The sequence below is a fragment of the Nostoc sp. CALU 546 genome (assembly GCF_048836525.1).
The window spans coordinates 21,726-35,660 of the sequence record NZ_JAWJTF010000100.1; the positions used below are offsets into that span (position 1 = coordinate 21,726).

At 43.7% G+C, this 13,935-nt stretch carries 12 protein-coding genes; 2 read left to right on the forward strand and 10 right to left on the reverse strand.

Going from position 1 to position 13,935, the window contains the following annotated elements; genetic code table 11:
• Positions 1–129: 129 nt before the first annotated feature.
• The 6 genes from RRG12_RS33555 to RRG12_RS33580 form a co-directional block, all read right to left on the reverse strand.
• Positions 130–1,239 carry a ParB/RepB/Spo0J family partition protein gene (locus RRG12_RS33555; RefSeq protein ID WP_420762202.1) on the reverse strand — a complete coding sequence of 370 codons (1,110 nt, stop codon included), beginning with the start codon at positions 1,237–1,239 and terminating at the stop codon, positions 130–132.
• Positions 1,236–1,991: a ParA family protein gene (locus tag RRG12_RS33560; protein ID WP_420762203.1), complete on the reverse strand. Its 756-nt coding sequence runs from the start codon at positions 1,989–1,991 to the stop codon at positions 1,236–1,238. Before RRG12_RS33560 ends, RRG12_RS33555 begins: the two co-directional genes overlap by 4 nt.
• A 219-nt stretch (positions 1,992–2,210) precedes the next feature.
• Positions 2,211–3,278, reverse strand: a complete 1,068-nt coding sequence (locus RRG12_RS33565) for an NAD-dependent epimerase/dehydratase family protein (protein WP_420762204.1) — start codon at positions 3,276–3,278, stop codon at positions 2,211–2,213.
• A 331-nt stretch (positions 3,279–3,609) separates the two neighbouring features.
• Positions 3,610–4,953, reverse strand: a complete 1,344-nt coding sequence (locus RRG12_RS33570; protein WP_420762205.1) for a hypothetical protein — start codon at positions 4,951–4,953, stop codon at positions 3,610–3,612.
• Between the two features lie 89 nt (positions 4,954–5,042).
• Positions 5,043–6,476, reverse strand: coding sequence for a relaxase/mobilization nuclease domain-containing protein (locus RRG12_RS33575; protein WP_420762206.1), 1,434 nt, complete (start codon positions 6,474–6,476; stop codon positions 5,043–5,045).
• A 2-nt stretch (positions 6,477–6,478) separates the two neighbouring features.
• Positions 6,479–6,883, reverse strand: coding sequence for a plasmid mobilization protein (locus RRG12_RS33580; protein ID WP_420762207.1), 405 nt, complete (start codon positions 6,881–6,883; stop codon positions 6,479–6,481).
• A gap of 558 nt (positions 6,884–7,441) precedes the next feature.
• Here RRG12_RS33580 and RRG12_RS33585 point away from each other — a divergent pair.
• Together RRG12_RS33585 and RRG12_RS33590 are read left to right on the forward strand one after the other, a co-directional pair.
• The gene (locus RRG12_RS33585) at positions 7,442–7,846 is read left to right on the forward strand and encodes a hypothetical protein (protein ID WP_420762208.1); all 405 of its coding nucleotides are present in this window, start codon (positions 7,442–7,444) and stop codon (positions 7,844–7,846) included.
• Between the two features lie 178 nt (positions 7,847–8,024).
• The gene (locus tag RRG12_RS33590; RefSeq protein ID WP_420762209.1) at positions 8,025–8,234 is read left to right on the forward strand and encodes a hypothetical protein; all 210 of its coding nucleotides are present in this window, start codon (positions 8,025–8,027) and stop codon (positions 8,232–8,234) included.
• Positions 8,235–8,296: 62 nt separating this feature from the next.
• Here the strand turns inward: RRG12_RS33590 and RRG12_RS33595 are convergent, their stop codons facing one another.
• From RRG12_RS33595 to RRG12_RS33610, 4 genes are all read right to left on the reverse strand, one after another.
• Positions 8,297–8,686: a hypothetical protein gene (locus RRG12_RS33595; protein ID WP_420762210.1), complete on the reverse strand. Its 390-nt coding sequence runs from the start codon at positions 8,684–8,686 to the stop codon at positions 8,297–8,299.
• Positions 8,687–9,229: 543 nt separating this feature from the next.
• Positions 9,230–9,559 (reverse strand): hypothetical protein, encoded by a 330-nt coding sequence (locus RRG12_RS33600; protein WP_420762211.1) that lies wholly within the window; start codon positions 9,557–9,559, stop codon positions 9,230–9,232.
• Between the two features lie 36 nt (positions 9,560–9,595).
• A complete protein-coding gene (locus RRG12_RS33605; protein ID WP_420762212.1) occupies positions 9,596–10,108 on the reverse strand; it encodes an SMI1/KNR4 family protein in 513 nt (170 codons plus the stop codon).
• Between the two features lie 245 nt (positions 10,109–10,353).
• Positions 10,354–13,893 carry a PriCT-2 domain-containing protein gene (locus RRG12_RS33610; RefSeq protein ID WP_420762213.1) on the reverse strand — a complete coding sequence of 1,180 codons (3,540 nt, stop codon included), beginning with the start codon at positions 13,891–13,893 and terminating at the stop codon, positions 10,354–10,356.
• Positions 13,894–13,935 lie beyond the last annotated feature (42 nt).

Consider the following 13,935-nt stretch of genomic DNA (forward strand, 5'->3'; position numbering starts at 1 on the left):
TGGAGAAAAAGAGAAACGGATGTTACTTTCTCTAGTTTTTATTATGGCGCTTTGGCTTCTCTGACTTTTTAACCGTGACTTGCGTAAGTTATGAAAACGAAAGAAACGGGAAGCAGTGGCAACTTGAGCTTACTCAACATTTGTCAGCGTCTCTAGTTGTGCAAGTAGTTTTTCTATTTGCTTGCGCTTTTTCGGGTCTGACCAAATACGGGACTTTCTTAGTTTAGTAGTCGCAGCAGTAAAGCGCTCTTTGTAATTGTTAGACTCGGTGTTTGGGGTAGAGGCTGGGGTTTTCTTCTCAAGAATACGCTGTCTGATTTCGCTTAAAGACCAGTTGTTAGCAAGAGCTTGTTCTAAAAACTCAACACGCTCATCTAATTTCTGAATCTGGGCGATCGCTCTAGCTTTGGTGTACTCAAGTGAGCCTTCCCTTAGCGCATCAAGGATATCTTCTGGGAGGTTTAACAAGGGCAGGCGGTTCTTAACGAAAGATTCCCAGGTCATTAACCCTAAACCATCAAACACTCCTTCAATGATTTTGAGGTCTTGGTTTACAGCAGGCTCATGATTAAGGGCTGAATCATCCGTTTCGGTTTCGCCCATAACGTTATGGGTAGATAACTCAATATCGCCTTTATCGTCGCTGATAACGTTATTATTGGACTCAGTTTCAACTTCGCCCATAACGTTATGGGTAGGTTCATCACCTTCGCTATCGTGTGCGCCCATAACGTTATGGGTAACTGTAGATGCTTTGTTCTGTAGGCGTTGTAGACGATACAGTAATGGCGGGATCTCCTCAACGCTTCGACCTAGTTTGAGAGACAGCAGTTGCAGGATACCTTCAGTTTCTTCAACTGGGTTCAGGTCTTCTCGAAGTAAGTTTTCGATCAGTGCCAACTGAAACGCTTGGTCATCAGATAGCTCACGCACAACCACAGGTGCAGCTTCAAGTTTGGCTTCAATTCCTGACCTGTAGCGTCGTTCTCCTGCTACTACTTCGTATTTCCCAGAGGCTAGTGGACGCACCAACAGAGGTTGCAGGATGCCATGCTGCTTGATGGATTCAGTTAACTGCTTTAATGCTTCCGGGTCAAAGTAACGGCGCGGTTGATTCGGCGGCAGAACAATTTGGTCTAAGGGCATGGATTGAGCAGAACCAGCATTCAATGCGCCTGTGGTGTCCCAAGGTACATCAATTTTGCTTTTGAGAGGTTGGCTTGCTTTAGTGCGTCTCATTTTAATGATTCTAAACTAACGGCTATTTTTTTCAAGATTGCAACAGATGGGTGCTTTGGATCGTAAACTGCAAGGGGCATTCGTTCTTCTGAAGCATCAACAAAAGCAGTGGAGCGAGGAATGGGGGCGAAGACAGTTCCGGCGCTGGCTAATTGTTCGGTGATAGCTGCTAAAGTACGGGTGTCCTGTGAGTTACGGGCATCGTATTTTGTTGGTACAAATCCGGCTATTTGCAATTTGCGGTTTGGTTTATTACGTACTGTAGCAACCGTTTTTAGTAATTCGCCTGTTCCCTCAAAGGCTTTGAAATGGGTTTCTAGGGGAACGAGAACATGAGTAGCTGCTACAAGGGATATGTAAGAGAGTAGCCCTAAGCTGGGAGGGCAATCTATTAAGATAAAATCGTAATTGTCTTCAATTGGTTCAATAGCCTCTTTCAGGCGGAAATCGCGCATGGAAGCATTAACCAATTGCATTTCTGCCGTGCTGAGAGAGATGTTGGCAGGGGCTAAATCCATGCCGTGAATGCCCTCATAAATTGGCAGAGGTTGTTCATCGACAATGGCATTGTTGACAGTTTGCTCTATGTCTCTTGGAACCAAGCCCATAAAAATAGTTAAGCTGGCTTGGGGATCTATGTCGATGAGCAGAACACGATGACCCAATTGCGCTATTTGGTAGCCCAAGTTTTGGGTAAGGGTGGTTTTGGCAACACCTCCCGCCTGATTAAAAACTGCGATGATTCGGCTCATAAGTGAGTTGGTTTACCTGCACCGTTACACCTTAAGATAACTGTTGATGGGGCAATCAGTACTGTTTATTTAGGGATGGGGTAAATTTCACCACCAATATACAATTCATACCAAGTTTTATCTTTAATGAGAGTGATTGCTAATTTCTGCGATCGCTTGTGCAATTACGGTATGGTCATTAAAACTAAGCCGAAAGCTTCAATCCAATGCAGTCTTGGGCTACACTACTACATCTAATGCTAAAATGGCATCTTCTGTCTCGTAATCTAAAAGATCACTTGTGTGGGATGCCTCCGGTGGATTTAATCTCTCCCAATCAATAGTTCGTCTGAATGCCTCGTCCTGGTCAATTGGTTCAGCATAATTTAACTCTTCACGAATGCGAGTAGAGTCTAATAGCCAATCCTGCTCAAAATTGCACGGTAATTGCGACAACTCTGGTATGTGAGATTTAGGTACAATAATAATCTCTCCGCTCCAAGCGATAATCCGCCCAATTGTTTTAGCTAACTCTGCTTCGGATAGCCCTTCTAGTTCAGCAACATTGTAAATTTGACCTTTAGCACGGTGATCTGTAACCGCCAGAGCAATGGCAGCCGCTACGTTTTCAACATAGCCGTAACTACCACGCCAGTGAGCATAACCTTCTTCTAAGACAATAGCAGGACGATGATCATCCATTCGCTTTAAGTAAGGATAAAAGCGATGTAGATAATCTCCTGCTCCATAAACCATCGGCAATCTTATAATGGTGCCTTCAATGTGAGAATCGCCCATGATGACTCGTTCAACCAAAATCTTGTCGTAATCAGGTGGAACGATTGAACCTTCGTCGGCTGACTCTCGATACGGATAGAACTGTGAGCGTAAGGGCGCTGACTCTGTTAGTGGAACTGGATCAATCAGTCCCGCTTCTCGTTTCCAAATTATGTCACGAGCGCGATAGACATCTATGCTGCTGACTGCTACAACTCTTTGAGTCAGACCCCTAAATGTCTCCATCGTCAGGAGAGCATGAGCCTCAGTAAGCGCAATCATGTCTAATACTACTTCGGGCGCAAGCTTTTGAAACTCATGCCGATAGTCTTCTAGATGGTGGCGATCTCCATTGATGTAGTTTACTTCTGGCGGCAAATGGGAGGGTGTCGCTCCTTGATGGAATACCGTTGCTCGATGCTTCAATGTTACGCCTCGATGGAATACCGTGACTTGATGCCCTGATTGAACAAGTTTGCGAACAACGTGCAGACCGATAAACCCTGTGCCGCCAATGACCAAAATCTTCATGTACTTTCAGCCTTTAAGTTGGTATTGAGTAACGTACATTTTTTTCAAAATAACACGGTAACGCCTGATATGACTTACTTATCTCTAAGTGCTGAGTGACAAAAAAATACTTGTAGAGGATCATCGAGTTTTAAAGATTCAAGTTCTGCTCACGCTGATACTGTTAACTTCTTTATTTCAAGGATTTAAGAACTCGTGGCTCGGAGTCGGCGTCAGCGAAGTGGCTCTTGCGGGCTTGAGGATCTAGTTGTCCCAACCATAAACTTCATGCCCGTAAGAGCCACCGACTCCGAGAGCGTAGCGGTCACGAGTTCGTCGGGTCAACGCGAGATTATCGACTAAAACCACGCCCCCGTTGCTTTTGCTCCAGTATCTCTTGCTGCTGCTGCCGCTCTCTAATAAGAATCTCATTCCAAGTAAGCCCACTAGGTGCAATTCTTTTAGCCTGGGGCAGGATTGACTGAACGACAAGAGATGTTTCATTTCCCTGTGAATCATTATTAAATGCCAGCCCAATTCTGTTGATATTTCTGAGGAATTCTACAGGCAAGTCATCCGGGTCATCCACTGCCATGTACATTGTTCTCGCTGGTAGTTGCCCCTTGTGTCCACTAGAGTCAATTTCTGCCATTGTCAGCGCATCAATGGGGGAAGAACACAGGTATACCCTCTCGATTTTATCGTCAGGCTCTCCACCCAATTTGAAATGAAACCATCCAGGAGAGCGATCGCTGTTTTTGGGGTACTCCGTACAACGATTGTCAAGCCGATGGGTGTCCCAAACCAGTGCGCCTGACTTTTCACCGTTTAAAGAGCGCTTGATAAAGACAACATTTCGGTGCTGGTCTATGTAACCCAACCCCTGCTGCTGTAATGGGTGTACAAGGAAGTTTGTTATACCGCGTTTTTGAGTCAAGAAATGCTGTAATACTGGGCGTAGACTTTCATCCTCTGGCGGTGGTGTAAACTGGGGTGAACGCTGTTTTTGCTCTCTATCAGATGCCAGTTGATTATTAGCGATTAGAACTAATGCTTTAGCTTCATCAGTAGTCCATCCGGCTGGACTGGCAAAGATAATTTCTTCAACATCTTGGACTGGCTTATTATCTAATAATGCCCTAAGCGCGATTTCTTTGTCTCGGTCAGTCACTAATAAGTTTTGCAAGTCGGCGCTGTAATACTTATATAACTCGGCTGTTTGATTCGGGGTTAGCTTTGGTTCATCTGTGGTTATAGTTGGAGTTTGATTAAGAGCAACTGCATCCACAGTTTTTTGCGATCTATGGAGTTGCTCTAAATAAACAATCGCTGCTTCCAGGTCGTCGAATATGGTTCTTTCGGCTGATAGCTGCTGCTGATTTTGAGAAAGCTTTTGTGTTAATTCTAATACTGTTTCAGCTAATGCTGATTCAACAGTCGATTGTTCAACATAATCAGAAATTGATGAAATGGCTCTCTTCTCTAGATATGATTGTAACTCAGTCGCAAGCACTGCATCCAGGTCATTAAATGTAGCTTTAGCTGTAACAAGTTCCTCTTTGTATTGAGAAAGTTGTTCCGTTAATTCTAATACTGCTTCAGTTAATGCTGATTCAACAGCCGATTGCTCAATATAATCAGAAATTGATGAAATTGCTTTTTCCTCTACATGGGATTGTAACTCATTCGCAAGCACTGCATCCAGGTCATTGAATGTAGTCTTAGCTGTAATGAGTTCCTCTTTGTATTGAGAAAGTTGTTCCGTTAATTCTAATACTGCTTCAGTTAATGCTGAAGAGACAGCCGATTGCTCAATATAATCAGAAATCGATATACTGCTTCAGTTAATGCTGAAGAGACAGCCGATTGCTCAATATAATCAGAAATCGATAAAATAGCTTTCTTCTCTGCAATGGATTGTAACTCAGTCGCAAGCACTGCATCCAAGTCATTAAATGTAGTTTTGGCTGTAACGAGTTGGTCTTTATATTGAGAAAGTTGTTGTGTTAATTCTAATACTGCTTCAGTCAATGCTGAAGAGACAGCCGATTGCTCAATATAATCAGAAATTGATGAAATGGCTCTTTTCTCTACATGGGATTGTAACTCTTGAGTAATCGCCGCGTCTAGTCCGTCGAATGCGGTTCTTCTTGCTTGTAGTTGCTGCCGATATTGAGAGAGTTGCTCTGTTAATTGTGGTAACGTTTCACTTAGGGGAGACTTTGTTAATGACTGCTCAATTTCTTGTAGTTCAAGATATCGGACAATTGCAGTAATCGCCTCGAATGACTGACTTGAACCTCGCTCAAGTTCTCGGACTGGGCTAGCTGTTAATCCCGAATCTTGTCGTGAGGTTTCTAACTGTTGGCTAACAACTATTCGCTCTCTAGGATTTTTCAACAGATGCTCAAGGAGTGCGTCATCCCGTTGTGGTTGGTAGTCAATAAACTTATGTTTTTGTAAACCTGGGAATGTGTAGGCAGGCCCCAAAGATGTGCCGCTAAATTTCTGGTCATTCCACGAGTACGAGATGCCCTTACTTTTACCGTTGCGTGTTAATCCGTGACGAACTTCTACACCTTGTAATTGCAATCGCTCAACCAGTTGCGGCATAGTCGGTTTATCTACTATGGCGCGGTCGATTAGTTCAATTAGTTGGGTTTTGATTGACTGCTGTGGCGGCGTGTTTCTCAAACCATGCTCGTATTCTAGTTGTTCCCTTTCGATTCGTCGCTGTTGCCCATAGCTGGGGGCGCGGTTCAGTTTCTCCTTGCTACTGAGAGTTTGCTGTAAACCATATTCTAGTTCTAGCTGACGAATGATTTTTTCAGAGCGCACATACTCCCAGCTATCGCGGGTAATCTTGCCATCATCCAAACTGATTCTACTAGCGCAAATGTGTATGTGGTCGTGGTTGCGGTCGTTGTGGCGGTAGATGGCATATTGGTTAGCTGTGTAACCCATTTCCTCGATGTACTTTTCAGCTATCTCGCACCAAGTATCATTGTCTAGCTGTTCGCCTGGGCTTAGTGAGAGCGAAACATGATGAACTACTTTCTCCGCTTCTGGGTTAAGTTGTCGAGACAGTCGAAATTCTCTAGCGAGTTCTCTGGCATTTGTGCCAAACATATTGCCACCAATTAAAGATGACTGCTCTTTGTTAGAGAGATAGTCAAGGAGTCCGCGAAAGCTTTTACCTTTGGTTTGGTTGCCAATCATTTTTACTCCCAGTCTTCCGAATCACCGTCATCATCAATGTCATCGTCATCAGTAATTTCAGTTTCGATTTGGGACAGTTCCCGACCAATTTGTTGTAAGAGGTTTCGCAGTTGTTCCAATTGTTCTGGATCTGCGGGTGGTCGCAGTCCCATTTTAATAGCTGTGTTGGTAGCTCTGGTGAGTTGATTAATATTGCTGCCGATGCGGACTAATTCTCTATAAGTAGCTAGGGTTATTTTGCTCAGTCGTTTGGGCAGTGGTTTTAGTAAAACACTGCGTCTAGTTAATTCAGCTATGCTTAGTCCCGCGTCTGATGCTTTCAACTTAATCATCTCGTGTTCGATTGCGTTGACACGAGCTTCCAATGTCTTGGTACGAAGCAGGTTTTTTGAAAGTTTCGGGCGCATAACTGAGGAAGGTATGAGAGGGGGTTTCCAAAGTGGGGACACTTCCCCCTTTGGCAAGCCTGTCGTCCGAGCGGAGCGAGGTTTGCCGTAGGCAAAAGACACGGCTTGCTTCTAGCCCAAATACGGGCTAGAACGATGTGTCAAGTGCTACGTATATACGGAGGCACAGCGCGAGGCTGAGGGCGGGAGTACAACGGCGTAGCCGTGATGCTGTTCATCCTACAACCTACAGAGGGATATATCAACGGCGTAGCCGGAATTTGGTAAAATCAAGCATGAGGTAAATTGTGGTTCGGCGTAGCCACAATACTAAAAAATAATTCAGCGTAGCTTTTTTAAGTAAAAGTCTAGATTCAGCGTAGCTGTAATAGTCAAATTTTTTAGCATTAGCTTGAATAAGAATACCAGCGAAGCTGCCACACTAAAAAATATAAGGCGTAGCCGTAATATGAAGAGGTAATTCGGCGTAGCCGCAATAGCCGATTTTTTTTAGGATTTTGAATCAAATTATTTCAAATAGCCGATAATTATCAGTTAATCGGGATTCACAAGATAACCATGAGTGAACATCAGAATTCAGAAATAATCACGAAACAGAAGATTGATAAGGCCATCAATCTGCTGAAGGAGCAGAAACCAAAAGAGCGAGAAGATGTATCTGACAGAGAGGCCATCAGGAAAATGAGACGGTACATTGAGAAGCTGACCTCTGATAAGTACGGCTACACTTATGATGAAGTATCGGAGATGCTGAAGGGTTTGGGGATTAATTTGGCTGGCAGCAGAATCAAATATTTAATCGGTGAGTTGAAGAAAAGCAGCCGTCGCTCTCAGAAAGCATCTGATAACGGCGATAGTAGTGCATCAGAGGATAGGGCTACTGAAAATCAGCAAGTAATTGTTGAAAACAGCGAAGCTGAAGAAGCACCTGTAAACAGTAAGAAGGGCAAGAGTAAAAGTTAACAGCAAGTTTCCCAGGAGCAAGAGGAAGAATCGGAACCAACTAGAGAACCAAACAGGCTAGCTTTTGTGCCAAAAATTTCCAAAGATGAAGAAATATAAATTGGCTAAACTGTAACAATCTGGTGAATCACTTCAATGTAAGTGCATCCTAGAAATACTTTAGCTATTGAGTATAAATATGATTAGGTTTAAACCTTGGATTCTAGGCGCAAGTATTGTTTTATTACCTCTGCTGTCTAACTTGAGTGTCCTTACACAAAATCAATCACAAAAGATTGAGTTAAAAGTTTATAGCCAAAACGAGCAGAAACAAAGCTGTCCAGAGAAAGTGATTGTCACTGAGCAAACAAATAAAAACCACACTAGGGAATGTTCTAGGTGTGGTTAAAAGTGCGTTTGTAGTGGCAATGGTAGTTTAAAGTCTGTCCGACCACTGTGACCGCAAAGACGCTAGAGACACGAACAAATGGCGGTTACACTCGCCCCAATGGATAAGACTAAAGCCACCCAAGGACTACCACTGACCATTAAAGGTATGGATATGAAGCCTAGCGCCAAAATGACAGCTACAGTTTTACCGCCTGATTTTAAAATCGGAGCAGCGATTTCCATCCAGCGTTTGACTGGATTTTCTTCACCCGCTTCCAAAATATTGTCTAAGACCGCCTCTGCAAATACTTCTAAGGTAGTTTCAGCAGATTTAATCGCATCTTCTTTAACTGTTGCCACTAGCGGTTGAACAATGGAATCAACGGTGTTAGTATTGGTCAAAACCTCAGAACTTTCCGATCCGGAATCAATTAGTTTCTGAAGGTTGCTATAATTAAGTTTTTGTGTCATACTAAATTGACCAGTCGTATAACTGGGCGAAAAATTCAATGACTCCCTGAGTAGGTCGGCAAAACTTTCATCAGGAAGCGAACATATACAAAGACCCACTTGCGTGACATCGGAAATCACACAAGGGGTCTTTCGCTATGGATACTAGCATAGCGGTTTTGATATTTACTTGTCAATACTTATATTATTGTGCCCATATTACATAATAGATAAAATTTACGTATTTGTCAACCCTTCGACAGTAACATTAATACTGAATTATTCAGAGAATAGTTAGTATAGTTTTCTGTTTCAAAAGAGCTTGTTTATTATCTGTTTACAGGAAACTACGTAATTTTTCCTCCGTTCTTATACTAATTTTCTGTTTCAAAAGAGCTTGTTTATCATCTCTTTACAGGAAACTACGTAATTTTTCGTACCGTGCTTATACTTAAGTATATAGTTATGTTGAACGGGACGCTCAGTAAATGATTCAGTAAAAAATCATTATTATGAGCATCTTTTACTACTGATGAGGACAGTAGAAATGAAAACCGATAAATTTTACAAGCTCACTGTCGGGTTACAGTTGGTTTGCACCAGGGCAAAGTCTGAGTAAACTTCAGTAGGCAAACAACTCACGAAAGTCATCAGCAGTGAAGCCCTAACTTGAGGGCTACATCTGTGTAAAACTCGCCGCATCGCCCTAGTACCAAGAACTTCGGCAACTTCCGCCACCCCCTCTAACAGGTGATCTGGTGATGACTCCGATTCAGCAATCAACATCGGGAAGTATGTATGGGCTAACCACTTTTCATCGTCGTCTAAGTCAGCCAAATTTTTATTACTATCGCTATAAAGACTGTCTAATAGTAGAAGTAATAATTTTTTCAACCTAGCCCAGCCCCCCAAAACGCCCTGTAAATCGGCTCAATCCCCGGTTAAACGTGTGATAAACGTTTCAAAGTTAGTGGCAATGGTTGTTACCTTATAGTCGTTCTCTTGATCAACGTGCGCTACTTCCGGTTCGCCATTCTTGCCGCACTTGCGATAGTCCAGCATAATCAAATCGTGTCCGCCTGAAGGCGTGTCACAGATATAAACCCCAAAATCGGGATAGCCCCACTCGTTAATCCAAAATTGGTTGCCATTATTTCCGCACAGAGCAAAATCTGAACTGTCAACACCAATCCCAAAAATTCCTTCTATTGCGATTCTATCTCCCCAAGTAGTTTCCTCAGTTGTGGCAAAGAAAGTTTTATTGGGTATGCCTCCGTTTCTCGTCTTCATTAGTTCAATATAGGACTGGGGTAGTTTGAAGCCAAGCTCTTTTTCAACTACTTCAATTAAATCGTAGGTAACTGGTGCAGATTGATAGTTTTTGGCGTATTCGTTATCTGACCAGAAATTATTGAGGTTGCAGTTGATAAAGTATTTGTTCATATTTAAAGAAACAATTGATGTACGGACAACAAACTTATCGTTTAATTACCAGTGTGATGGATATTGCTTTATTTGAGTTAATCCTAGAGTAGTTAAAAAACTTCGTTCCAAGTTTCCATCTCGAAAACCAACCCACTTATAGGCATACTGAACGGGACGCTCACTCAATGATTAAGTAGACAATCATGAAGCAGAGCATCTTTTACTACTGATGAGTCAGTAGAAATGATTTCGGATAAATTTTTTCAGGTCACTGTCGGGTTAGTTACGGCTTGCAGTGGGGCAAAGTCTGAGTAAACTTCATTCGGCAGACAACGCAAGATAATCATCAACAAGTCAGCCTTAACAGCCGGGGTACAGTGATGCACAATTCGTCGCAGTGCAGTATGAGTAAGGACTGTGGCAACTTCAGCTATATGTTCTAAGGCATCTTCTCTCGATGATTCCGCTTCATCAATCAGCGTTGGGAAGTATTCACGGGCAAACCACCTTTCTTCGTCGCTCAAGTCTGTGACATTTTTATTACTACCGCTATAAAGACTATCTAATAGTAGGAGTAATAATTTTTTAAACCTAGCCCAGCCCCCCCAGCGTTGGGTAAATCGGCTCACCCATCCTTGGGTAGTGTCTATGATTTTGGCGATCGCCTTTTGTCCAATTTTCTGGTGTGACTCCCAAAGCTGGGTGAAAGCTTTGACGATGGCGTGTCCCGTCTGCTGATCTCGGCTACCCGCTTCGGTGCATAGAGAGCAGGCATCGACAACCTCTAACTTGATTCCGGGCAGTTCATCTAAGAGAAAACCCAAATCATAGTCAGCGCAGAAGTAAAAAGTTAGCTCCACATTGGGGCGACGATGAGCGCGTAATCGGCCAATCTCTTGGATAATTTCTGCACGGATCAGGTCTGTGAGATACTTTTGGAAAGCGCTGTTTTTATCTTCCAGGTTGACTGGTTCACCAGTCATCACCTGATATTGTGCTGCTAAAACACCGATGTTTTGGTAGGGAATGCCGAAACTTGCGATCGCTGCAACATCACTAAAGCGATTAACACCACGCCCATCGACAAAGTGACCGTATTCTGTGCGGCCCTCGGCTTGGGTTGCAATCTGTTTCCAATCGATAATGCCAAGGGTAGGGCAGAGTTTTTTCAAGGTTTCTTTGAGGGCATTAACACGGTTGGTGAGTGGAAGAGAGCGATTTTTGGGCAGTTTCCCCAGCCCAGTGACGTTGACCACTTTTAAATTGCCGTAGTCTGGGCGTTGTTGCTCAATGACTAACACAGGCTCATTGATGCCCAGTTTCAATTTCAACTGCTGGGATTTGAAAGTGGCATCAAGGTAAATATTAAATTTGGCAGAGTGGGCCAATTCAGTATGTTTGGGATTTCGGCGGTGAATGCTGAGTACACCCCATTGAGATTGGAAACTACCATCACCTTTCCAAGCTTCAAGAAAGTCAGGCAACCAGTAATTAGGCAAGTCAAGAAACTCCCTGCCTGCCGTTCGTGCGCTGTCTTTAACTACCTTTTTGGCAGCATAACGAGCGGCAGAACTTTTTTTGAGTTGTTTATCTTGGGTAATATCAATTGAGTCCAAGTCCTCTAAGAAAGTTAAATCAGGTTCTACAGTTTGCTGAATCGCTTCGATATCTAAGCCTGTGGGGAAAGGGGGCAGCAGCGCACGGATGCTGGCATCATCAAACCCGTAGCGGTCAGTGGCTTTAAGTTGTTGAGTTAACAGTTGGTGTAAAACTAAGAGGGCAGGTTGCAGCTGTGACATTATGTTTGGTTCTAACAGTAGCAGCTTGCCGATGGTGGTTTCAAAATCGCTGAGGTTTACATCAACACTACGCACGGGCTTAATGAGTGTTCCTGCTTCTTCCCATAACCGCCCAACAGTGAAAGTTTGGTCAGCAGCGTTAGTTAAGGTGACTGGTGTAGAGTCTGGGTGCGCTCTGAGTTCGGAATAATTTTGAATTGCACTGCGTTTTTGAAAGCGGAAGCCAAAACCGTCACCACTGGCAAAACGGCACTGATTTTTAAGGGAGCAACCGCCACAGATGGGACTAATGCCGCTCTCTTCAAAATCAAGGCTGCTAAAATTCTTGTTACGAAATGCGTTAAATAAATAAGTTCTGTGACAATTGCCGTCAGTATCGGCAGTCTCACCCGCTTTAGTCCACAGTTTAAAATCCTCACCAGTAGGAGTTTTGCGGGTGGGATCTAGTTTAAAGCCGTTGTGACGCACTGGTAAGTCAACAAAATTCGTCTCAATCGGTAGTGTAGATGGGTTTCTGTGGTTGGCATCCTGGTAAATTAGTTTATCAACGCCGAATAAGGCCGCCGTCAGTTGCCCCGCGTTGTAAGACTTACCTAGTCCAGGGTGAGAATTATCTAAGATTTGTGTCCAGCCTTTAGAAACAGCTTCCACCCAAGCGGTAATATGTTCTTCTGGCTGGCAGGAGATAGAGATATTGCCTGTAACTTCAGTTATGTACGGGATATTGCCGGGCTTGTAAATAATTACATTGGGCGAAGGCGTGTCAATTTCGGGTTTCAGCTTGCGTGTTGGTGGGGCAAAAAATCCTTTAAATATTGAACTAAATGGCGCGATTGCTTGCTTTAATAAATTTTGGAAGCTGCTCAAGTCCTCTCTGATTCGCCCAAGCTCCCACTGTTCACGGTTAATTAGTCCTTCGTCGCGTTTGTTATATTCATACTGCCGTTGCGGGAAGCGAAAACCGTACTGCTTGGCGATGTGAAACAGTGTACCGATTGAGATTCCTCCACGCCGAAAACTGCGAATCTTAGCGCGAATGTTCCAAGTTGAACCTTTGATGCTGGGCGACCACTGTTCGGCGATGATTTCGGCATCCGTTGGCCCGTAGTGATTGACTAAAGCCATCAACACCTGACGGCATTCGTCATAGTTACCGCTTCCTGGGGTGCGTGGTGGGATGAATGAAAGTGCGTTTTGGATTAGCTGGTCAATGTCCCAGCCTTCAGCGAGGGAAATCTCACGCCACTCTTTACGCCGTGACTCAATTTCTTGAATTCTTTGCTGATACTCAATCCGTTCCTGTTGCGCGATCGCTACAGCTTCACTTATCCATTCGGCTGGTAAAGTGGCTTCAGGGTTGACTAGCGGAAATTCTGCTTCTGTGCTGCCGTAGAAAACACGACTTGCATCTTTACAAGCTGGATCATGGGGCAATTGCTGCATGAGGAAGCGCGTACAAGCTTCTACAGTATCAGCGCCTTGGACATATTCGGGGAGAAGGAAAACCAACCGGAATTTATGCCACTCTGGTTTATGACTAGCAGTTGTGTAAATTAAAGCACAGTGTTTTTTAATGAAGGGATGGGCTAAGGCTTCTTCGATCGTTAATTGGTGATCGTAAATTTTGATAGAATTCCCGTTTTCGTCTTTAATTGGCTTGTCATAAGCATCACGGGCAATATTAGAATTATCAATGTCGAGTAGTAGCCACTGAGAACCGATAATATTGGCCTTACTGCGCCATTTGCCACCCAATAAGCCAGCACAGATGGCGTGGCCTGCTTTAATGTGGTGCTGGACATCGGCTAGAGTGCCTTCTACATCAATGAAGTTACCGGCCAGCTTCTTAAAGTCCCAGTCTTTGTTTGTGCCAGTTGCGTTAAACGCAAACTTGATTATCCGACTCTCAATCAACTCAAGTTTTGTCAAAGCAGCAGAATTTGCCCCTTGAGCATCTGCTGATTGCGCCGATACTGAGTTATGAGATTGTTGTAATGGTGACATGAGAGCTATTCCTCCTGAAGTGTGTTGGAGGAATTGGAGCTA